The following is a 23,519-nucleotide window of genomic DNA, read 5'->3' on the forward strand; positions in this document are numbered from 1 at the left end:
AACACCGTATAAAAATAATTGCAGTTTAGTGCTTAATCAAATGTCGTTGCACGTTTACTACGTCTGATTTTCCTTCGGAAAATCCTCGCACACAAACACTCAACTATTCTTCTACATAAACGTTGATTTTAATTAAAACAATGAACAAAGAAATGTATACAGGTATAATATTAATATGCATAGGAGTCATACTTATGGCCTTGTTTGGAGCTTTGGGCAATTACTATATTCAAAAAGGAAGGAGCAAATCATCTTCAGATAGTCAAAAAATAATTTTGGAAAAAATTAGTGATACAAAGAGGGAAATTCTTTTAAATTCGACTTCAATACATAAAGAACCGATATTAAGTATAAATAGCATTAAAGGAATCGAAATTCAAGAAACGACCTCTGTACCATACTTTTGGCTTTGTTTAGAGAGTTTAAATGCTGGGGCAACAAATTTCGAATTAAATAGTGTTATTCTTGCTGAATATAATAATGGTTCGAAAAAAATATATCCAATTGAATTGATACCAAAAAATTCTGAAATATTGACTAAAGCTTACAGAGGCTTAATACCATTTGACAAAAATATAACTAGCCTTTATCTATATATCAATGGAACATTCTCAAATTTAAGTCAATCAAAAAACTATCGAATTGATAAGCTTTACCATTATAAGCACGAAGAAGGTATTACCTATCAACGAGTTGGACCTGATAGGGAAAGAGTACTGGGAATTATTGAAAATCGAAAAAAAAATTAAGCTCAATGCAGTATAAAATAATTGCGGTTTTTTGCTAAATCAAAGGTAGTTGCGTGTTTGCTACATCCGATTTTCCTTCGGAAAATCGTCGCAAACAAAGCCGCAACTATTCTTATACCAATACGTTCTACACAATTTAACCAACAACACGATAAATGACAATAAAAGAAGCTATTTTAAAAGTATTAGAAGATAACATTGGTTCTTTCACATATTTGAAAGTTCTTGAAATGATTGACGAAAAAAAATATGTTGATTGGGGAAATGCAAAAACTCCTTCTGACACTATTGGCGCACAGTTAGGTCATTTTATTAGACAAAATGATTCGAGAGTTAAACGTGTAAAAGGAAAAAAAGGATTTGAATATTATTTAGCTAAATATGAAAACGAATTAAATCTTTCCGAAGTTGTTGAAAAGGAGTCTCTTGTCAAAAAACCAGCTTCAAAAAAATACCAAGAAAGAGATTTACATAAACTTTTAAGTTCTTACTTAAAAAGTCAAAACATTTATTCAAAAACAATATTTCACGAAAAATCGGCAAACAGTAAAGATGACCATCAAAAATGGATTCATCCTGATATGTTAGGAATAGATTTTTTAAACCTTAAAAATTCAGCAAGTAATGCTTTATTAAAAGTTATTAATAAAGCAGATGCTTTTAACTTAATATCTTACGAATTAAAAAGAGAAATAAAATCTGATTACGAATTGAAAAAATGTTTCTTTCAAGCCGTATCTAATTCAAGTTGGGCGAATTATGGATATTTAGTCGCATTTGAGATAAGTAAAAACCTAATGAATGAAATGGAGCGACTTAACCAATCTTTCGGAATTGGAATAATAGAGCTGAATGGAAACCCATATGAAAGTAAAATTTTGTTTCAACCAACTTACAAAGAATTGGACTTTAAGACAATGGACAAGTTGTGCGAAATAAATCCTGAATTTGAAAAATTTATTGGGCAGACAGAAACTATGCTGATTGCTCCTGAAAAGTATGTAAAAGGAACGAAAAAGGAATTTGAAAGTTTTTGCGATGATTTTTTCAAAACAGATTCAGAAATTGAAAAGTATTGTAAAGAAAAGAACATACCGCTAGACGAAGAAGAAAAAACCGTGTAGAATAACGTGTATTAAACATAGCTAGAAAGTGCTTAATCGAAAGGATAGCGCTTATTAACAAAGTCTGCCAAATTTTTATCCCGAAGCGTCGGGAGGCTTTTAAAATAAAAAAGATAAAAACAAAAAATAACCCCGAAGCGTCGGGGCGGCTCTGTGTAAAATCCGAAAGTTTAGCATCTATTTATACGCTGCATTTCATATACAAGACCGTTGTAAACAATTTGAAAAAACTAATAAACTGAATAAGATATGGCAAAATTTTTAGACACTACAGGTGTTTCATATCATTTAGAACAATTAATAAAAAATACTGAAGACCAATTGATTTTAATCAGTCCATATCTTCAGTTTCATAAAAGAGTAAAAGACAATTTAGAGTACTTACATATTCAAAAAAAAGATATCCGAATTGTCTACCGAGAGAATAAATTACAAGTTGAAGAAAGTAATTGGCTTGAGAGTCAAATTGGAATTAGGACAAGTCTTTGCAATTCACTTCACGCTAAGTGTTATTTAAACAAGAAAGAAGCGATTGTGACTTCTATGAACTTATATTCTTTTTCACAACAGAATAATGACGAAATGGGAATTTATGTAACCAAAGAAGGAGACAAAGAATTGTATCATGATATTAGAAAAGAAGCTGAAAGACTTTTAGCTATAAGTGAAGAAATTCGAGTTTCTGTTAAAAAAGTTGATAAAAATTTTGAAAGACAATCTGAAAAAACAATTTCAGAAATTGTACTATCTAAAAACAACTCAAAATCAAAACTTTTAACAACGAAGGATTTATCACAATTAACTGGTCTGAGCAGTAGAAAAGTAAATAGCTGGTTCACCGACAAAAAACTGATGTATAAAAAAGATGATGATTGGATTACAACTAAACGTGGGAAAGAAGTTGGCGGAATTGAAAAAAGTGGTCAATATGGGAAATTCGTTGTTTGGCCAGAAGATATTGCAAAACACATTGTGGAATAAAACTGAATAGAGCAATGTTTATAAAACATTGTTATTAAGCATTTATCCCAAAGTTCTTTGTTTATTTACAAAGACCACCAAATTTTTAAATTTGGCTTCTAGAATAGTAAAACTAAAAACAAAACACAATAATTCGGCTCTATGCTAAACCTAAAATGTAGCATCTTTTACAGGCTAGGTTTTATATACGGAGACGTTGTGCGTCATTTCAAGAAACATCAAGAAAATTAAAATAAATTTATGGCTTTAGACTTTTCAAAAATATTAGTAGTCGGTGTTTCCTCGAGAGCACTTTTCAATTTAGAAGTAGAAAACGAGATATTTGAAAAAGAAAACATTGAAGGTTTTAGGAAATATCAACTAGAACACGAAAATGAATTATTAATCGAAGGAACTGCTTTTCCTTTGATTAAGAGTTTATTAAAACTAAATGACATCGCATCTAAACAAATTGTAGAAGTTGTAATTATGTCAAGAAACAGTCCCGAAACTGGAGTTCGAGTTTTAAAGTCTATTAAACATTTTAACTTACCTATTACAAGGTGGGCTTTTTCTGGCGGAGAACCTCTTTCTCCATTTATAGATGCATTTGACATTGATTTATTCTTATCAAAAGATGAAAAAGAAGTCCAAAAAATAAGCGACACATCTAACTGTGCAACAGCTTTAATTTACGAACCACCAACGGACTATATTCCAGAAATTGACAGAGTTAAATTTGCATTTGATGCAGATGCTGTTGTTTTTTCAGAAGAGTCAGAACAAATTTATAAAGAGAAAGGAATTGAAGAATTTCATAAACACGAATTAGAAAATGAAGATGTTCCCTTGAATGACGGACCTTTTGCTGAACTATTAAGAAAACTATCTAAAATTCAAGAGTTTTTACCAACAACTATAGAATTGACACCTTTAAGACTAGCGATTGTAACAGCGAGAAATGCACCAAGTCATATGCGAGTTATAAAAACGCTTCGTCATTGGGGCGTTTATGTTGACGAAGCCTATTTCATGGGTGGTTTATCTAAAGATAAGGTTCTACAAGCATTTGGAGCACATATTTTCTTTGACGACCAAGAAACTCATTTAGATAGCTCCAGTAAAGTAGTACCATCTGGAAAAGTTCTGTATAAAACTAACTCACCTTTGAAAAAATATGAGAAAAGTAAAAAGTAAAAACGAACGAACAACACGATAGAAAAATAATTGTGGTTTAGTGCTTAATCAAAGGTCGTTGCGCGTATGTAACGTCTGATTTTTCTTTTAAAAATCCTCGCATACAAACCCCCAACTATTCTTATATAAACGCAGACAGTAATTTTAAAGAAGCACACAAAATGAAGAAAATACAATGGTTTAACGAACCTGAAAAATGGGAGATAGTAAATGAATCTTCACTATCAATGTTCGTAACCCCGGAGACGGATTTTTGGAGAAAGACCCATTATGGATTTACAGTTGACGATGGACCATTTTGCTATTTAGAAGTGGGTGGAGAATTCGAGGCAAAAGTAAAAATAACGGGAGCATACAAAAACAGGTTCGACCAAATGGGGCTTATGGTTAGAAAAGACCAGAAGAACTGGATTAAAACAGGAGTTGAATATGTAGACGGGAAAATTAACCTTAGCGCTGTAGTCACTCGAAAATGGAGTGATTGGAGCGTTATAGCATTAGATAAGAAACCAAAATCCGTTTGGCTAAAAATTATAAGAATTACGGATTCAATTAAAATAATGTATTCCTTAAACGGTCAGGATTTCCAAATGATGCGCTTGGCATATTTTCCTGAAAACACACCAGTAATGGTTGGTATGACCGCTGCTTCCCCAGATGGAGATGGTTTTGAAGCATTGTTCGAGGAGTTTGAAGTTATCAACCTTCCTGATTCAGGGCGAAAAAAATGGTTAAAAAATAATAGGGAATAGAAACATCATACCGGAAAAAACTACCGCCAACATTCGCTATAGCAAATCGGGCGGTTAGTACTAAACTTAATGACTTGGACGTGTTTACGAAGTTCAACAAATTTTTATCCTGAAGTGTCGGGGTAGCCTTAACACAATAAAAGATAATTCAAAACAAAATGAATTCTCAATATGCGAGGCAGAAAGCAAACGCTAATTTACTCCCGTACTGTTCATAGCTCAAGCCTTAGCCACAAGCAGAAAAAACAACATTTTTTACCATAGGAAAATTAAAAATTGGACATATCGCGTTAAATTATCAGTAAAAAATATCAGAAATGAATAAACTAATAATAACACTATTGATTGTTGCTATTTTTACAAGTTGTAACTCGAAAACTGAAAAAACAAACTATATGGCAGATAAAAAAAAACAAATGGAAAAGCCAACTTTACCTGATGACAATACACCAAAAGTAACCGGAGTTGGCGGCATTTTCTTTTATTCCGAAAATTTGGAAGAAACTCAAAAATGGTACTCTGAAAATTTAGGAATTGAAATGAATGATTGGGGTTCTTCGAGTTTTGATAGCAGAGATTTAAACAATCCTAACCAGATTAACTCTCTTCAATGGAAACCGTTTAAAAAAGGCGACGAATATTTTTCGCCATCCAAAAAAGAATTTATGATTAATTATCAAGTTCAGAATATTGAGGGACTTGTAAAAAAACTTAAAGAAAACGAAGTAACGCTACTTGATAGTATTGTGACTTACGACTATGGGAAATTTGTTCATGTTTTGGACAAAGAGGGAAATAAAATTGAATTATGGGAACCAATTTAACACGAACAAGTAAGTAGAAAATAAATCCGAACGCAAAACACCGTATAAAATTAATTGCTAGGTTATCACCTAATCACGAATCCCGAAGCTTCGGGACTAGCTGATTTTCTCCCGAAGTTTCGGGACGGTTTTTAATCATGCTTATTTCTTGTAAGACTAGGAAAATAAGTCGAATCCAATGGTTATTTCACTATTCAAACCGCAATTGGAGACAAATAAAAACTAATGTCAACACAAACTTAGTAATACATATATGTATCTTATTATTTGTTTTTTTATACGTATATGTATACTTTTGAGTTTTATAGCATACTTATATGTATAAAATTTTATCAAATGAGAAACAAAAAAAAATTACTCATAGAACAACTGGACCAAAAATTAGCAAAGTTTAAAGATGCAGGAATGATCCTTGTCCCACAAAAGGGATGGGTTAATACGATTAGAACTACTCTTAATATGACGAGGGAGCAATTAGGGACCAAACTCAAAGTAACTAAAGGAGCAATACAAAAAATTGAGGAACGCGAAGCTACGGGTCAGATAACCATTAATAAATTAAAAGATGTTGGCAATGCTTTGAATATGAAATTCATCTATGGTTTTATTCCGAATGATGGCACCATTGAAAATCTAGTAAACCTAAAAGCTGAAAAGCTGGCCCGAAAAATAGTATTAAGAACTAACCAAAATATGAAATTGGAGGACCAAGGAATTGGAGATGAAAAAATAGATGAAAACATAAAAGAGCTTGCTAGTGAAATAAAACGAGAGATGAAAAAATCATTATGGGATTAGAATTCGATTATAAAGATGGACAAACACCTTTAGCCGAAGAAGAACAGGAAGGTCTTAAAATAAAGTCGATTACTACGCATGGAGAACTAGATGAATTTGAACAATTGAACATTGAAAAAGCAGTCGAATGGACTATACATACAAAATTCAAACTTGAAAAAATTTTAACTGAAAAATTTGTAAAAGACTTGCACCAAAGAATGTATGGTGATGTATGGAAATGGGCAGGCGAATTTAGAAAGACTGAAAAGAACCTTGGAATTTCTTGGACACAAATTGGAATTGAATTAAAAAATTTACTGGACGACACTAAGTATTGGATAGAAAATAAAACTTTTCCACCCGAAGAAATAGCCATACGATTTAAGCATCGCATAGTATCCATTCATTGTTTTGCTAATGGCAATGGGAGACACTCAAGAATAATGGCTGATATACTTATGGAATCAATATTTGGGAATGAACTATTTTCTTGGCATCAATCAAATATGGTTGAAGCTAACGAAACTAGAAATAAATATATAAAAGCTTTAAGAGAAGCTGATAAAGGAAATTTCAAACAGTTAATTGAATTTGCAAAAACTAATACCGACATCGCATAAAATTAATTGCTTGTTCTCCCCTACTTACGAATCCCGAAGCTTCGGGACGGTTTTTAATGGTATTCAGGTATTCGCTGCGCTTGGAACACCTGCGGCGACCAAAATCCCTTCCTCTCGCACCCTCGGGAAGCTTTAATAATTGGCTTTGGACAGAACAGAAAACACACTTACAAGTTAGCTTCACGTACCACTAGATTCTCCCTTAAAAAAGTTTTATATTGCAGTAGCACGTATCGTGCACGCTCCCCCTATATTTTAGTAAAAAAAATAGACGTACTAGTTGCTATAAGCATTGCTATTACGAAATACAGCAACTAGTTGCTGTATTCAATTGTTAGCGGTAATTAGATAAATGAAAATATTAAAACGACCTATAAAAATTGTCTTGTCTCTAATTGGAGTACTTATTATAATCGTAATTATTACGCTTTGGACTGATTCATTAAGGACTAGCTATTTGAAAATCAATAAGAATGACCTAACATCTATTAATTCTTATATGATTATCAATGTTAATGTAATACCAATGAATCGAGACACTGTTTTAGTTAATAAAATGGTGTACTTAAAGGACGGTATTATTGATAAAATTGCAGACACAATTAAGGTCAACGGCGTTCAAATCTTTGACGCAAAAAATAAATACTTGACGCCAGGTCTTATCGATATGCATGTTCATGTTTGGGATAGATATGAACTTGGTCTTTATCTATCAAATGGAGTAACTGCTATTAGAAATTTATGGGGTATGCCCATGCATATAAGAATTAAGGAGGCTATTACGAATGACAAGATTTTTTCTCCTTCTTTTTTCACAACAGGTCCAAAACTAACGGGAACTGAATTTATTGGTGATGATAATTTAAACCTAAACAGCCCAGATGAAGCTAAAGAAAAAGTAATCTCATTTAAAAAAAGAGGTTACGATTTAATCAAAACTTACTATGGATTAGATAAAGAAATCTTTGATGCCGTAATCGAACAGGCCAAAATTTCTAACATTGATATAGTTTCTCATCCTTCTCAAAAAGTACCATTTTCTTATCATTTGAATCCACAAATTAAATCTATTGAGCATGCAGAAGAAATTGTACAACAACCGTTACAGTATGATTTAAATATAATTAAACTGCAAAATGTCATTGATTCAATTGCCCTTGCACAGAAAGCCAGCTTTTGCCCTACGATAACAGGATTTAATAAAATCTATCAAATGATGGAGGATGATTCAATTTTAGATTCAGAATCAGTGGAGTACATGAATCCACTCATTAAAAGACTTGATAGCAAAAAACAGTTTGAACGTTGGTTTAATGCCAAGAAAGAAAATCCCGCGACAGTTGAGCGCATAAAAAAACAGCATGATTTTCACATTACCATTGTTAAAAAGCTAAATGAAGCGGGTGCCACTATAATTTGTGGAACTGATGCAGGCATTGGGATTACTCTTCCAGGTTTTTCAATTCATGAAGAACTGGCCTTTTATAAAGAAGCTGGCTTTTCCAATTATGAAGTTTTAAAAACAGCTACTTTAAACCCTTCTCAAACACATTCAATTATGAACCAACTTGGGACTATTGAAGAGGGCAAAATTGCAAATTTTTTATTATTGGATAAAAATCCGCTAATTGAGTTATCGTCACTTCAGAATCCAACTTATGTTTTTGTAAACGGGCGAAAATTGAACAGAGAGACTTTGGATTCTTTTAATGAAAAAGCAAAGAAACGGAAGAATCTAATAGCTTCTGCTCTTAGGTCTTTGGAAAATTTAATCATTGAAAAATAAACTACCGCTGGTACTGTATATAAAATCATAGCGCCTTTTTGGTCGATGCGCTTCATATACTCAATGTTAGCCACAAGCAGAAAAAAAAATGCGAATAGCCTTAATCATATTCATTGGAATACACGGAATTATCCACTTATTCGGGTTTCTGAAAGCATTTGGTATATCTGAATTTAATGCTATTTCACAGCCGATTTCTAAAACTTTTGGATTAGTTTGGCTATTGACATTTCTTCTTTTTGCATTTGCAATGGTATTATTAATATTTCAGTCTAATTACTGGTGGTTAAGCGGATTTTTGGCTGTAATTGTTTCACAATTTTTAATTTTCAACTACTGGTCTGATGCAAAATTTGGTACCATAGCAAACCTTATAATTCTCATAGCTGCAATAATTGCCTATTCAAGCTTTGGTTTTAAAAATAAAATTGCCGAAGAAAGGAAAGGACTATTTGAAAACTCAGCGCCTGTTAGTGAAAAAGTGATTACCAAAGAGACTATATCAGAATTGCCTTCTGTTGTACAAAGGTGGCTGATTAACAGCGGAACTATCGGTAAAATGCCAATTTCTAATGTTCATTTAGTACAGGAATTAGAACTACAAATGAAACCTGAACAATTAGAATGGAACAATGGTACAGCTGAACAATATTTTACAGTTCAACCGCCTGCATTTAATTGGAATATTACAACCGAAATGAACTCAATTTTAAAAGTTGCAGGTCGCGATAAATTTGAAAATGGCAATGGTGAAATGACCATAAAACTATTTTCACTTATTCCAGTTGCTAATGCTAAAAATCACGAAAAAGTAAACCAAGCAACTTTACAGAGATATTTAGCAGAAACCGTTTGGTTTCCTACAGCGTCTTTAAGCCCATATATAACATGGGAGTCTTTAGGCCAAAATTCAGCCAAGGCAACTATGGAGTTTAAAGGAACAAAAGGTTCGGGAGAATTCCACTTTGACGCAAAAGGAAACTTCAAAAAATTTGTAGCAATGCGTTATCAAGATTCAAATGCAGAAGAACCAACCGAATGGACTGTTATTGCGACAAAAATAGAAGAACGGAATGGAATAAAAATGCCTACTGAATGCGAAGCAAGTTGGAAATTGGAGAGTGGTAATTGGACTTGGTTAAAATTAAAGATTAAGGACATTAAATACAATGTGAAACAAATGCCGGATGGTTAGAAATGTTTATAAAATATAACTAATATAAGATTTCCGATAGGTTTGAACGTGATTGCAATGCGGCAAAATTTTTATGTTGCACCGTCGGGAAGCTTTAAAAATTGGCTTTAGACTATACAGAAAACACACGTACAAGTCAATTACACGTACCACTAGATTCTCCATTAAAAAAGTTTTATCTTGCAGTAGCATGAATCGTGCACACTCCCCCTACATTTTAGTAAAAAAAATAGACGTACTAGTTGCTGTATGCAATGCTATTACGAAATAAGCGTATTAGTACGTATTGCCGATTGTTAGCATCAATAAAATCATCACCAATGAAGTATATATTAACCATATTTATTCTCCTTACTATTTTTAGTTGCAATCAAAAAAATGGTGAACAAGACATTTATGACGCCGCGTTTTATATGCCGGCCGAATGGGAAACTCACGATGCTATTTGGTTAGGCTGGAGAGAAAGAAAAAACACACAATTTCACAAAGGGATTGCAGCGTTAATAAAGACGCTTACCCCTACTGTAAGAGTCAAAATTGCTGTATCATCAGATAGCCTGTTACAGGTGGCAAATAAATATCTGAATCATCAAAAGGTGGACAGTACTAGAGTAGAATTTCATGTCATACCAGGCGATCAATATTGGATTCGCGACTATGGCGCAGCATTTTTGGTCAATAAAAAAGGTGAATTAGGGGTTGCAGATTTTGGCTTTAATCAGTATGGCCTTCCTGAATTTTTACGATTAATGCATGCGGGTAATGTCGATAGCATCCGCAAATACTCAGAACTTTGGATTAACCCTAAAACAGCAATGGTTGACAGTCTAATGGCAAAAATTGAAAATGCTGTTCTAAAAAAAACCAGTGTTGTACATGAAGGAGGCAATATCGAAGTAAATGGGAAAGGAACACTCATTGTATGTGAAAGTGCGGTATTCAACAGAAATCCCAATCGCACTAAAAAAGAAATTGAAAAAGAGTTTAAAAGGGTTCTTGGAGTCTCAAATATCATTTGGCTCAAACAAAGCTTGGCAGATGATCCAAATGGTTTTTATAGAAGGATTGCTGCCAATTATGTCGGTGGTGGTGTGCAGCATTCAGACGAATTTGTACGATTTTCAGATCCAAGCACGATTTTATTGGCTTGGGTTGACGAGGATGAAAAGGATTTGAATCATATAAATAAAATAAACTATGAAAGAATGAGTGAGAATCTTAGGATTCTTGAAAGTTCTACCGATCAGGATGGCAAGCCATTTACTATTGTTAAGGTTCCATTGCCAAAACTTATTACTGCGAAAATTATAGCTACAGAAAATATAGACTTTTCTAAGAATTCACTTGATTTGCCTCCTCGTTGGTTTCTTCCGTCTGAAAGACCCCAAGAAGGAGACACATTATTAAGAATACCTGCAGCAAGTTATATGAACTACCTAGTCACTAATGGCTTGGTAATTCTACCAACTTATACTAAAATGGGCACTTCTGAAAAAAGAGAGAAAGAGGTCGAGCAGCTATTTAAAAAGCAATTCCCTGGTCGTAAAATCATATTTCTTGACTTCATGCCGCAAAATTGGGACGGAGGAGGAATACATTGCTCTACGCAACAACAGCCAAAAACTGATGCTAACAAAAAATAAACGCCATTAACCTAAATTCAAAATGACATGATTTTTCAAAAAGCAAGTATTATTATGTCAATTATGCTTTTGCATACTTCATTAATCTATTCACAAGAAACATATAAAGATATTTTAGGAAGAGACTATATTCCTATCAATCAAGAATTGCATGAAACGATTGTATCCTTAGATAAAAAATTATTTGATGCTTACAATTCCTGTGATATGGATACACAAACCGCTCTTTATTCAGAAGATTTAGAGTTTTTTCACGATGAAGGAGGCTTGTCCACCTCCAAAGAAAAAGTATTAATTGCCATCAAAAATAATATTTGCAACAAGACTACACGAACCCTAATTAAAGGCAGTATAGAGGTTTACCCTATAAAAGATTACGGAGCTGTCGAAATAGGGTATCACACATTTAATGCTAAAGAAACACCAGAAAATAAATCAAAAGCAAGTAGGTTTATTCTAATTTGGAAAAAAACAGATGAAAATTGGACTGTAACAAGAGTTATTAGTCTTCATTGAGGAGAGAAATTCCTGCAGCTAAAACCGTAAAAATTAATTGCTTAAAACACCCAACTAATCTTATACCAACCGTTGACAGTACCTAGGAAAACTAGAAACATATAAAAAACATGATTTCAAATACTCAATTTTACCTACTATCTACTTTACTGTTTCTGTTCTTCAGCAATTTCTTATTTGGGCAAAAGTTAGAACCTAAAATAAGGTCATTAGAACCTGACCATGTTATAATTTCTAAAATTACTGGTAAAGAATATCAACTGTATATATCTTTTCCTGCCAGCTATTCAGCAAAAGACACTATATCTTATCCCGTATTATATGTTTTAGACGGAGCCTATTTTTTTCCGACTTTTAATCAAATCAATAGCAGACTTAGTGCAAGAGGAATGATTGAAGATGTGGTAATTGTCGGAATTCATTCCGGTAATGACAGGAAAAGTTGGTACACTAACAGACACTTAGACTACTCGCCCACTTCAGATGTATTGGATGATAGAAAAGCGGAGGTGGAATTTGGTATTCAAGAGGGGAAATTGATTTCGGGAGGGGCAGCTAATTTTCTTCAATGCATTAAAAATGAAATCACTCCATTTATTGAAAAACACTATAAAATTAATCAGGAAAGAGGAATTGCAGGACATTCTTTTGGTGGCTTATTTGCAACTTTTTGCCTCGTTAATTCCGATGGATATTTTACCCGTTTTGGACTAAATAGTCCTTCATTATGGTGGAAAAACGAGAAATTTCTGCAAGAGGCTGTACAAAAATTTAAATCAAATAAGACATGGGAAATACCAACAAGTAAAGTCTTTATTTCGGTTGGTGAAAAAGAAAGCGCAATGGAGATATCGCCAATGGTGAGCTTCAGTCAGCATTTGAAAGATACCAACTATGAGAACATAGATTTGAAATGGCAAATTATCGAGCATGAATCACACATGACTATCATGCCCATTGGCATGAGTAGGACGCTTACTATGCTATATACACTAGAATGAATTACTACCAAAAACCAATGATAAAATTCTTTAGATTATCGAAACAAAATTTTGCAAAGCAAAATCGGATGTCCAATGGACAATTGGTGGAGATAGCCGCCTGCAGAAAATTTAAAAAACTTTCTTATGATTAAGTTCTTTAGACACATAAGACAACAACTACTCACTGAGAATAAATTTAGCAAATATCTACTTTATGCAGTTGGAGAAATTGTACTTGTCGTTATTGGAATTATAATTGCTCTTCAAATTAACAATTGGAATGAAAACAGAAAAAATAAGATTACTGAAGCTGATTATTACTGTAGAATTTTAGATGACCTTGAACTCAATGAGAAGTTAATTGATGAAAATTATAAGCAGACAACCAACAGAATAAAATTGACCAAAGAACTTATAAAAGATTTAAACCACATACCAAATGATAGAAGTACAATCCTCAATAAATTTGTAGTTGCTTTAAGACAAGATGTTTCTGTACCTAGTAACATTACTTTTGAAGATATAACATCTTCGGGCCAATTAAAACTGTTAACAGATATTAAATTAAAGAACAGACTGATTGAGCACAGTACATTTTTATACAACTCTTTAAATCTACTAAAAGAAAACCGGAATGAAATTGTTAAAAGATATACGGATTATGAGCTTATAACCGAATTAGGATATCAAGATATTGAATATATAAAACAAGAACTTGATAAGGAACATATTGCCTTCTTGCCGAAAATTAATTGGACAAATGACCCTACTCACCCAATATTCATAAAATTTCAAGATAATCTTGTTTTTATTTTGGGTATGCAAATTAGGCAGAAACAACATTTTTCTAATTTAAAGCAAGAAATACAAGAACCTATAGAACTATTAAAAGATAAAAAGTGTAAATAACGAAAGCACAACAACCTGTATTAAACATAGCTAGAAACTGCTAAATTTAAAGGTTTGTGTTTAATTACAAAGACCCCAAAATTTTCATCTCGTACCGTCGGGGCGGTATGGACATAACTGAAATACACCTACAAGTTAGCTGCAAATACCACTAGATTCTCCCTTAAAAAAGTTTTATATTGCAGTAGCACGTATCGTGCACACTCCCCCTACATTTTAGTAAAAAAAATAGACGTACTAGTTGCTGTATGCAATGCTATTACGAAATATAGCAACTAGTTGCTTTATTTATACGTTGGGCACCATTTATAAAATTTAAATATGATTGAAAAAATTGGAGAGAGACTGACGAATCTATTTTTAAAATATATGCCAAACGCATATGTTTTTGCACTACTCTTAACGTATTTAACCGCGCTTAGTGCTTTTCTTTGGTTGGATACGTCTCCAATAAAAATCATAGCTGCATGGTATGATGGCTTTTTTGATTTATTAGGGTTTGCGATGCAAATCGTATTAATTATTATTACAGGATTTAGCATCGCTTTATCCCCAATAATTAAAAATGGAATTGATTCTCTTGCTCGATATATTAATTCCCCAAAACAGGTATATTTTTTAGTCGTTTTAATAGGTTCATTATTAGCTCTTGTAAGTTTTGGATGGGTAGTTATTACCGCTGTTTTAGCAAGAGAATTGGCATTACGTGTTAAAGGTGTTAACTATCCCTTTTTGATTGCATGTGTTTACTGTTCGAGTCAAATCTGGGTTTCAGGGTTTTCAAGTTCAATACCTCTGCTGTTGAATACAGATAATAACTTTTTGATTAAATCTGGAGTATTGAAGGAAGTTATTCCAACAGCTTACACCTTGGGGTCAATTTTAAATATTACAATGATTGTTACACTGCTTGTTGTAACACCATTAATATTGCTCCTTCTACGGCCAAGAAATACCCGTAACAAAGAAATAACAGATTTAATAATCGCAAAAGAAGCTTCAAGTACACAAACAATAAAAGAAGAAGCTTTAAGTCTACAGTTACCATTTAAATCATATTCTGATAAATTAAACAATAGTTTTATTCTTCAGCTCATTATTGTGTTAATGGGGTTTGCCTATATCATTTATCATTTCGTTACAAAAGGATTTGATTTGAATTTCAATATTATGATTTTCATATTCCTAATTATTGGTTTACTCCTGCATAAAACACCAATGCGTTATGTTATTTCAATGAAACAAGCGAGTAGTAATATTTCCGGAATATTATTTCAATACCCATTTTATGCTGGTATTATGGGTATTATGCTTTATACTGGTTTGGGTGAAAAAATAGGACAAATTTTAGCCTCTCAAGCTAGTATAAATTCGTATCCTTTTTTCGCTTATTTAACAGGGTGTGTTGTCAATTTTGCAATACCATCGGCTGGAGGTGAATTCGCGGTGGTCGGACCTAGCTTAATTAATGCCGTAAAAGAAATTGGTTCGGAATTACCGCCTGTGGAAATTACTAAAATGATTGCAAGAGTCTCCTTATCTGTAGCTTATGGTGAAAGTTTAAGTAATTTGCTACAACCTTTTTACCTGTTAATAATATTACCAATAATGGCAACGGGTATTAAGATACAAGCACGAGATATTATGGGCTATTTAGTATTACCTTTTATCATCCTTTTTACTATTCAATCTCTGTTAGTTTCTTTCTGTCCTTTTTAATTTAATTCTATAAAAAAGGATAATATTATTAAAAATAACGAAAGCAAAACAATGTTGTGCTTCATTAGGAAAACCAAAATAACCAATGATAAAATTATTTAGATTATCGAAACAAAATTTTGCAAAGCAAAATCGGATGTCCAATGGACATTTGGTGGAGATAGCCACTTGCGGAAAATTTAAAAACCTTTCTTATGATTAAGTTCTTTAGACACATAAGACAGCGACTACTCTCAGAAAATAAATTTAGCCAATATCTACTTTATGCTATTGGAGAAATTGTTCTCGTGGTTATTGGAATTTTGATTGCTTTGAGTATTAATACCTGGAATGAAAATCGAAAGCTTGATGAAAAACGAGAAACATATTACCGACAACTTATAATAGACTTACAAAGTGACAAAGCGTATGTTGAAAATTTAATTTCAACTTTTAAAATTTATCTAAAGTCATATGAAGATTATGCAGAAACCTTTAAAGAACCTGATTTAAATACTACTAAAACCTTGCATAACCTACGTAATTTAGAATATACCGTTGTGTCTATGGACTTTGAGACAAACACTATTAATACACTAATAAGTTCGGGAGACATAAATCTTTTACCACAAGAAATCAATAAAAATTTGACAACTTATTTGGGTCGTCAAAACAAAATGATTGATGAAAATAATGGCAACGCAAAGGAATTAATCGGAATGTTACGAAATGCATCTACGCTTGGAGGAAATTTACCCTTAAGAAAAAGGTTAGAAATTCAGCCAGAATTAAATAACGAATTAAAAATTACAGACAATCAACCTCAATTAATTCTTGTACTCGAAGCTTTTCATTTATGGAATAAGAATACATCAACTACAGCTATTAAAAGACTCAATGATTTAATAGAGGATGCTAATGTAACTATAAAAAGTATTGAGCAAAAATTGAATAAATAACGAAAGCACAATACCTTGTGTAATTCATTGCCAGTAATGGCCTACGTACGAAAAACCTACATACTACCTATAGCGCTACGTTGGCAACAAGACAAAGAAACATATGCAATACGATAAAGATTTGGAATCTGAACATAAAGAATTATTTCAAAAAGCAAGGATATTTTTACTGTCCTTTGAGGGGATAATTGAAACAAAAAAGGAACGAATTACAACGTACTCAAATGAAAAAGGCGGAATTTGTCATATGCGGACGATGCCATACGGAATCGATTTTGGATTTTTGAAAGGTGCAAAAATGGAAGATAGTTTAGGACTTTTAACCGGTAAAGGAAAAGCGATAAGAGTTTTGCCACAAAAGGAACTGAATAAAAAAGCGGTGGAATATTACATAATGCAAGCTATCGAAATAAACTCGAAAAAATAAATGACCTATAACGAAACCATAGCATGTCTTTATGACCTAAAAGATGCCGAAAAGGTGATTTTTAAAGAAAATAAGTTTGGAATAATATCAAACAATTCTTTGGGGATTTACCAAAAGGAATTGAAAATGATAGCCAAAGAGGTTGGACAAGATAATGAACTTGCATTACAACTTCTTGACAGTGGTATTTACGAAGGTCGACTTTTATGTAGCAAAATATTCAAACCAAAAGATGTGACCGAACCATTAATGGAAAAATGGGTTAAAACATTTGAGAATTGGGAAATTTGCGACAGTTTTAGTATGGGACTTTTTTCTAAAAGTAAATTCGCACTTGCCAAAATATTGGAATGGACTGAAAGAGAACCTGAATTTGAAAAAAGAGCAGGTTTTTCTATTTTGGCTTCTTATTGTATGGCAGACAAAAAATCGGAAAACGAGTTATTTGAACAATTTTTTCCAATAATAAAACGCGAGGCAAATGATGAAAGACTTTACATTAAAAAAGCAGTAAACTGGGCGTTACGGAATATTGGAAAACGCAACATTGACCTTAATAGAAGTGCAATCGAAATTGCTAACGAAATATTGGAATTTGAAAGTAAATCTGCGAAATGGATTGCGAAAAATGCGTTGACCGAATTACAAAAAGACAATTTGAGAATGTCGGACTATCCAAGAGCAGAGTACAGAAGTCCAGTTGTTAACAATGGCTATAAACATAGTTGATATAAAGCTTTCCAAAAGGTTCGTGTTTGCAAAGTCGCCAAATTTTCATCTCGCACCGTCGGGAAGCTTTAAAAATTTGCTTTGGACTATACAGAAAATACACTTACAAGTTAGCTATACATAAAACTAGATTCTCCCTTAAAAAAGTTTTATATTGCAGTAGCACACATAGTGCACACTCCCCCTAAACATTTATAATTATTCTTATTGGTACAGGTACTAGTTACTGTATGCCCTGAAATAGCGAATTATAACAAACGCAATGGAGAAAAGAAAAACGGGAACGCCAAAAACCGATAAAGCAGGCACCAAAAAAACCACTGAAATGAAAAAACAAACCAAAGTAACAAACCAATTAATTATTGCAGTCCTTTTTCTAGCTTTTGCAACACAAAGTTGCGAACAAAAGACAAAAGAAATAACGAAGGAAATTGAAAAAGAAGTGGTTGCTATTTCTGAAAAACCTGAATTTTTTTCGCTGCGACCAGAAGTAGAAAAAGCGTATGGATATACACACGCAGTAAAAATTGGAAATGACATTAAAATTTCTGGAGCTGTTAGTATGGATGATGAAGGTAACCCCACCGCAGTTGGAGATTTAGGACAACAGATGAAAAATTGTTATGCAGACTTAGAAAAGATTTTAAAACATTATGGTTGCACATTTGATGATGTTATTGTCGAAAATGTTTTTACAACCGATATGCCACTATTTCTCGAAAACGCGGCCTACAGAGGTGAAATTTACGCGAAACAATTTCCGGCAGGTTCTTGGCTTGGCGTAAAGGAATTAGCAGTGCCAGAATTTATGATAGAAATTGAACTAGAAGTTCATAAATCTGAATAAGTACAAAACATTCAACAATTGCTTCACCAGCTTCTGAAAAGCAAAACAGGTTTTTAGAAGTTGGTTTTTTTTAAGTGAAGTACAAAAAGACCAACTGCACATAGTCCGTAATATAGCCAAATGTTCGTACTTTACTTTTTATAAAAAGTGTTTAATAATGCGAAACTTTACAACCCTAATATTCATACTATTCACCCATTCTTGTTTTGAATGTTATTCTCAAGAAACGAATAATACAGCTGTAAAAATGACAAAAGAAGTACAAGAGACCATTGCATTGGGTGAAAACGCTATTATAGCTTTGGCATTAAAGTCGGTAGATGAGAACGTAACAACTAAAAATTTTACAACAACTAAAGTACTTACGAATGGTAAAGAAGTGTATGTTTCCTTCCGTAACCAGTATAAGTATTTACCAATAAACTCCATTTATTATTTTGATGTTAGTGTAAATCTTACTTCCAAAACCGTTTATAAAAACTCCCTTGCCAACCCTATCGGCTTTTCTAAAGAAGGAGACATTCCGTATTTTACACAAACTGAAGCACTAAAGAAAAATATAGATTTTGTAAAAAAGGCTATTGGTAATGAAACTGTTGATGATGGCTTTGAAGATGAAATACTAATTCGTGAACACGAAAATTTTTATGCTATTGAAATAGTTTCCGAGACACAAGAGTCGAGCTATAAAGTTAAAAAAGGAACCGGCGAAATATATGATGCAACCCACGCGCATTTAATACCGCCACCATTTGAAAGCGATGAGCGTGAAAAATTCCAGGAGGTAGACTTTACTGCACTAAAAAAATAAAAGTGAATTTTAAATCTTATGCTTATGATTGTTATTATCCTTTCAATTATTTTATGCTTAATTTTTTTCATTCTTGGAGGATTTCATTTCTACTGGCTTTTTGGAGGAATATGGGGTTTAGAGCAAGCTATTCCGAGTAAAGGTGATACAGCAAATTCTTTAGCCATTCCGAATTTAGCAACAGCAATAGTCGGAATAGTATTAACAACATTTGCATTATTATATGCACTAAAATCTGGACTAATCGACATTCAAATTCCAAATTGGATTGCTAATTACGTATATTGGTTTATTCCCACAATATTTATTTTACGTGCTATTGGAGAATTTAATTACGTAGGTTTATTTAAAAAAGTAAAACATACAACATTCGCAAAAGCAGACACCAAACTATTTATCCCATTGTGTTTAATTATAGGAATACTTGGCATAACTATTCAGTTGTTAAGCAATTGATTTTGTACTACAATATAGTATTTGAAATAAAAGGTATAGCATAATTTTCAAAGCTGTATTATACTTGTGAGCACCTAAAAATTAAGTATAAAAACTTATATTTATGTGTATCTATTGAATACTAGAAGTAAATCGATATTTTGCTTCACATTCCAAATAACCACAACCTATCACCATTTAATAGCGCCTAACATTTTAATCAAATTAAAAACCTTGATATGGATAAATTAGATTTTAGTGATTTGAAAGTAATTTATGTGAACTGCACTTTAAAAAAATCATCAGAAAAAAGTCATACGCAATCGTTAATCGAAGTTTCAAAAGCAATTATGACTAATGAAAATGTCACCATTGATGAAATTCGTTTGATAGACCATGACGTAGCTAGTGGTGTATACCCTGATATGACGGAGTATGGTTGGGAGAAAGACGAATGGCCTTCCCTTTCAAAAAGAATTTTGGCTGCAGACATCCTTATCATTGGAACACCAATTTGGTTGGGTGAAAAGTCTTCTGAAGCCCAAAAACTGATTGAACGACTTTATGCAATGAGTGGTAAAACCAACGAAAAAGGACAATACATTTATTATGGTAAAGTAGGTGGATGCATTATTACTGGTAACGAAGATGGCATAAAACATTGTGCTATGGGTATCTTGTATTCCCTGCAACATATTGGCTATTCTATACCACCGCAAGCAGATTGTGGCTGGATTGGAAAAGTTGGACCAGGACCGAGTTACGGTGATAAAGAATGGAAAGGAGAGCAACTCGAAAATCCGGTAGGTTTTGACAGTGATTTCACCAATAGAAATACCACTTTTATGACTTATAACTTACTGCAATTGGCATCTATTCTTAAAAAGAATAATGGCTATGCTAGTTATGGTAATTCTAGAAAAGAATGGGATAATGGAGAACGCTGGGAATTTGAAAATCCTGAATACCGATAAAAACAATACATCAATTTTACTATGAAGGGGTATTTAAATAATTTTTTATTGACCAGAGAGAAACTAAAGAATAAAAATACGAAGGCAAAGCAATGCCATTAACAAATATGGTATAAAACGCTATCTTTAATGGCATGTGCATATTACAAGCACGCCAAATCTTTTGTATAATGTGTGGTGGGCAATTAAAAAAATAAATATTTACCCGAACATGCCTACCTCCAGAAGAACTTATCGAGTTGGTTTCGGTAAAGGCAGGCAAAACTATCTCGAAGCGTCGGGGCTGGAATGTAGCACTTAAGAATACTAAAAGTTTCTTTTGTTGTTCTGTTTTTCTAAGCAGCGACATTAACTACAGTTTTAAAAATAAATACAAGAATTAGATTGGAGGGTTTTAGAAAATACATCAATAATTTTGTCACACTAGGGGATGATACATTCAATGAACTTAGTGAGATTTTTAAAAAGACCCACTTAGATAAAAAAGAAATATTTACAAAAGAAAGAGAATATGCCCAACATATTGGTTTCTTAGAAAAAGGGATTATCAGATCCTTTATTAGAACAAATGATGGCAAAGAATATACAAAACAGTTTTTTGAAGCACCAACCTTAATTGGAGCTTATTCTTCCTTATTGACGAACCAACCCAATAGAATAATTCAAGAAGCACAAACGAATTGTACGCTTTGGAAAGCCGACTATTCTAAAATTGTATTGCTCTATGATAAGTATCATGAATTAGAAAGGATAGGAAGAAAAATAGCTGAATTCTATTATTTGCAAAAAGAGCAAAGCATCATTGAATTTGCAACTTTAGATGCCACCAAAAGATATTTACTGTTAAAAGATAGATTTCCAAATATAGAATCAAAAATCCCTCAATATCATATTGCATCCTATTTGGGAATTACTGCCACACAATTAAGTAGGATAAGAAAAAAGATTGGAGGTTCTTAACAATCTTTACATATGTAAATGGAATTAGATTTTAATTCTTGTAACATTGCTTTGAGATGGAAGTAATTTGCTACAGTTGTGGACGTGGAGAAAATCCTGAAAACACCTTACAAGGTATAAAACATTGCTATGCAACAAATCCTAATTGGAGAATTGAAATGGATGTTCAAATTACCTCAGATGAACAATTGGTTTTATTTCATGACGACCATACTAAAAGAATTACTGGCAAAAATAAGTTTATAAATGACCTTAACCTTGAGGAAGTTAAAAAACTCAATGCCGGCTATAATTTTAAAATAGATGAAACTTATATCTACAGATCTTCTCCTATACGAATTCCAGAAGTTATAGATGTATTCAAAAAATTTCCCAAAGCGAATCTCTTGCTAGACATCCATTCTAATAATCCAAAAATTGTAAAAATCCTTATCCAATTAATTGATTCAGAATTTCATGAAGGAAACTTTGTAGTGGTAAGTGAATATGATGAAATTATAAAGAAATTAAAACATCTAAAACCAAATTGGACATATGGGGTACCTGCCAAGGAAGCAAAGAAAATGTTGTATAGTAGTTTTTTATACTTAGACAATTTTTTTCCAATAAAAACGGACATACTAATGCTACCTAAAAAATACTGGATGATTAATGTATTGAACAAACGAGTAATTAAACATGCTAAAACAAGAAATAAACCAATTTGGGCATGGATGTATGAAGGTGAGGTGGTAAGGACGGTAAATTCAACTCAAGAAATAGAAAAATTAGAAGAATTAGGAGTTGTCGGAATATTTACGGATTATCCAGAAAAATTAAGTAAATCATTACATCTGTCAGACTAAAGGTAACACCTCATAGTAATCTGTTAGCTTTTCATTGCATACCATATTTTGATAGAAAATCTTATGGAGTAGACTAATGGCAAACTTTTTAAATAATTTTTATTTTGATACAAACAATAGAATTAAATAAAGGAATTTTACTTTTTATTTTAGGCTTTTTAATGAGTTCTGAATTGCTCTCACAGAGTGATGCGTTTGGGCATGAAAAATGGGAATATACCCTTGAGGATACAGGCGATGTTCTACAAATAGCTTTACCACTTTCCGCAGGAATAGTATCCATCATAAAGAAAGATTATCAAGGAACTAAAAAACTGGCCTTGTCATATGGAACGACCTTGGCTATTACGTATTCATTAAAATATTTAACAAAAAAACAGAGACCAGAAGGTAGAGATCGTTTTGACTCCTTTCCATCTGGACATACATCCTCCGCATTTTCAGGAGCATCTTTTTTACAAAGACGATATGGTTGGAATTATGGAATTCCAGCTTATATACTGGCAGGAATAGTAGGGGTTAGCAGATTAGAAGGACCAGACGACTACCACGATATTTGGGATGTGCTTGGAGGGGCTATAGTGGGAATAGGAAGTACTTATTTATTTACAAAACCATATGAAAAACCAAAATTTGAAATAGGTTTTAATTCATCGGGTAAATATAAACTAGTTTCAATTGTTTATAAATTTTAAATCATTGTTCACCTAAATATGGTTAGTATGAAACATGTATTACTAATAATTCTACTTATTTCCTTAGGCCGTTCATAAAATGACAAAAACATGAATGAAGA

The 23,519-nt window shown here is 32.6% G+C and carries 25 protein-coding genes; all 25 read left to right on the forward strand.

The annotated features are described in order from the left end of the window. Positions 1-140 precede the first annotated feature (140 nt). The 25 genes from UH7x_RS04185 (at position 141) to UH7x_RS04305 (ending at position 23,418) form a co-directional block, all read left to right on the forward strand. Complete coding sequence (locus tag UH7x_RS04185) at positions 141-749, forward strand: hypothetical protein (RefSeq protein WP_482362468.1); 609 nt, start codon at positions 141-143, stop codon at positions 747-749. Between the two features lie 155 nt (positions 750-904). Then, positions 905-1,873, forward strand: coding sequence for an HTH domain-containing protein (locus tag UH7x_RS04190; RefSeq protein WP_482362469.1), 969 nt, complete (start codon positions 905-907; stop codon positions 1,871-1,873). 249 nt (positions 1,874-2,122) lie between these two features. Continuing rightward, the gene (locus UH7x_RS04195; RefSeq protein ID WP_482362470.1) at positions 2,123-2,854 is read left to right on the forward strand and encodes a phospholipase D family protein; all 732 of its coding nucleotides are present in this window, start codon (positions 2,123-2,125) and stop codon (positions 2,852-2,854) included. Positions 2,855-3,094: 240 nt separating this feature from the next. Next, positions 3,095-4,030, forward strand: coding sequence for a 5'-nucleotidase (locus UH7x_RS04200; RefSeq protein WP_482362471.1), 936 nt, complete (start codon positions 3,095-3,097; stop codon positions 4,028-4,030). Between the two features lie 161 nt (positions 4,031-4,191). Then, positions 4,192-4,782: a DUF1349 domain-containing protein gene (locus UH7x_RS04205; protein WP_482362472.1), complete on the forward strand. Its 591-nt coding sequence runs from the start codon at positions 4,192-4,194 to the stop codon at positions 4,780-4,782. Between the two features lie 317 nt (positions 4,783-5,099). After that, positions 5,100-5,606: a VOC family protein gene (locus UH7x_RS04210; protein ID WP_482362473.1), complete on the forward strand. Its 507-nt coding sequence runs from the start codon at positions 5,100-5,102 to the stop codon at positions 5,604-5,606. A gap of 336 nt (positions 5,607-5,942) precedes the next feature. After that, on the forward strand, positions 5,943-6,404 hold the full coding sequence (locus UH7x_RS04215; protein WP_482362474.1) for a mobile mystery protein A: 462 nt from the start codon (positions 5,943-5,945) through the stop codon (positions 6,402-6,404). Continuing rightward, positions 6,395-7,006 (forward strand): mobile mystery protein B, encoded by a 612-nt coding sequence (locus UH7x_RS04220; RefSeq protein ID WP_482362475.1) that lies wholly within the window; start codon positions 6,395-6,397, stop codon positions 7,004-7,006. The genes UH7x_RS04215 and UH7x_RS04220 overlap by 10 nt, the downstream gene beginning before the upstream one ends. Positions 7,007-7,358: 352 nt before the next feature. After that, positions 7,359-8,792 (forward strand): amidohydrolase family protein, encoded by a 1,434-nt coding sequence (locus tag UH7x_RS04225; RefSeq protein WP_482362476.1) that lies wholly within the window; start codon positions 7,359-7,361, stop codon positions 8,790-8,792. Positions 8,793-8,880: 88 nt separating this feature from the next. Then, complete coding sequence (locus tag UH7x_RS04230) at positions 8,881-9,987, forward strand: DUF6920 family protein (RefSeq protein ID WP_482362477.1); 1,107 nt, start codon at positions 8,881-8,883, stop codon at positions 9,985-9,987. 320 nt (positions 9,988-10,307) lie between these two features. Then, positions 10,308-11,630 (forward strand): agmatine deiminase family protein, encoded by a 1,323-nt coding sequence (locus UH7x_RS04235; RefSeq protein WP_482362478.1) that lies wholly within the window; start codon positions 10,308-10,310, stop codon positions 11,628-11,630. A 54-nt stretch (positions 11,631-11,684) separates the two neighbouring features. Further along, entirely contained in the window at positions 11,685-12,146 is a 462-nt protein-coding gene (locus tag UH7x_RS04240; protein WP_482362479.1) for a nuclear transport factor 2 family protein, read from the forward strand. 110 nt (positions 12,147-12,256) lie between these two features. Beyond that, positions 12,257-13,147 carry an alpha/beta hydrolase gene (locus tag UH7x_RS04245; RefSeq protein WP_482362480.1) on the forward strand — a complete coding sequence of 297 codons (891 nt, stop codon included), beginning with the start codon at positions 12,257-12,259 and terminating at the stop codon, positions 13,145-13,147. 126 nt (positions 13,148-13,273) lie between these two features. Next, positions 13,274-14,038 (forward strand): DUF6090 family protein, encoded by a 765-nt coding sequence (locus tag UH7x_RS04250; RefSeq protein ID WP_482362481.1) that lies wholly within the window; start codon positions 13,274-13,276, stop codon positions 14,036-14,038. 321 nt (positions 14,039-14,359) lie between these two features. Next, positions 14,360-15,757, forward strand: coding sequence for a short-chain fatty acid transporter (locus tag UH7x_RS04255; RefSeq protein ID WP_482362482.1), 1,398 nt, complete (start codon positions 14,360-14,362; stop codon positions 15,755-15,757). Positions 15,758-15,951: 194 nt separating this feature from the next. Continuing rightward, positions 15,952-16,695, forward strand: a complete 744-nt coding sequence (locus tag UH7x_RS04260) for a DUF6090 family protein (protein ID WP_482362483.1) — start codon at positions 15,952-15,954, stop codon at positions 16,693-16,695. Positions 16,696-16,798: 103 nt separating this feature from the next. Continuing rightward, positions 16,799-17,122 carry a hypothetical protein gene (locus UH7x_RS04265; protein WP_482362484.1) on the forward strand — a complete coding sequence of 108 codons (324 nt, stop codon included), beginning with the start codon at positions 16,799-16,801 and terminating at the stop codon, positions 17,120-17,122. Then, positions 17,123-17,851, forward strand: a complete 729-nt coding sequence (locus tag UH7x_RS04270; RefSeq protein WP_482362485.1) for a DNA alkylation repair protein — start codon at positions 17,123-17,125, stop codon at positions 17,849-17,851. Positions 17,852-18,113: 262 nt separating this feature from the next. Beyond that, positions 18,114-18,698, forward strand: coding sequence for a RidA family protein (locus UH7x_RS04275; RefSeq protein WP_482362486.1), 585 nt, complete (start codon positions 18,114-18,116; stop codon positions 18,696-18,698). Positions 18,699-18,855: 157 nt separating this feature from the next. Beyond that, positions 18,856-19,509: a hypothetical protein gene (locus UH7x_RS04280; RefSeq protein ID WP_482362487.1), complete on the forward strand. Its 654-nt coding sequence runs from the start codon at positions 18,856-18,858 to the stop codon at positions 19,507-19,509. A gap of 24 nt (positions 19,510-19,533) precedes the next feature. Continuing rightward, positions 19,534-19,965, forward strand: coding sequence for a DUF3995 domain-containing protein (locus UH7x_RS04285; protein ID WP_482362488.1), 432 nt, complete (start codon positions 19,534-19,536; stop codon positions 19,963-19,965). Between the two features lie 218 nt (positions 19,966-20,183). Further along, positions 20,184-20,918 (forward strand): flavodoxin family protein, encoded by a 735-nt coding sequence (locus UH7x_RS04290; protein ID WP_482362489.1) that lies wholly within the window; start codon positions 20,184-20,186, stop codon positions 20,916-20,918. Between the two features lie 384 nt (positions 20,919-21,302). Then, complete coding sequence (locus UH7x_RS04295) at positions 21,303-21,878, forward strand: Crp/Fnr family transcriptional regulator (protein WP_482362490.1); 576 nt, start codon at positions 21,303-21,305, stop codon at positions 21,876-21,878. Positions 21,879-21,934: 56 nt separating this feature from the next. Further along, positions 21,935-22,723, forward strand: coding sequence for a glycerophosphodiester phosphodiesterase family protein (locus UH7x_RS04300; protein WP_482362491.1), 789 nt, complete (start codon positions 21,935-21,937; stop codon positions 22,721-22,723). 104 nt (positions 22,724-22,827) lie between these two features. Next, positions 22,828-23,418 (forward strand): phosphatase PAP2 family protein, encoded by a 591-nt coding sequence (locus tag UH7x_RS04305; RefSeq protein ID WP_482362492.1) that lies wholly within the window; start codon positions 22,828-22,830, stop codon positions 23,416-23,418. The last annotated feature ends 101 nt before the right edge of the window (positions 23,419-23,519 follow it).

The organism is Aurantibacter sp. UH7, assembly GCF_056839165.1.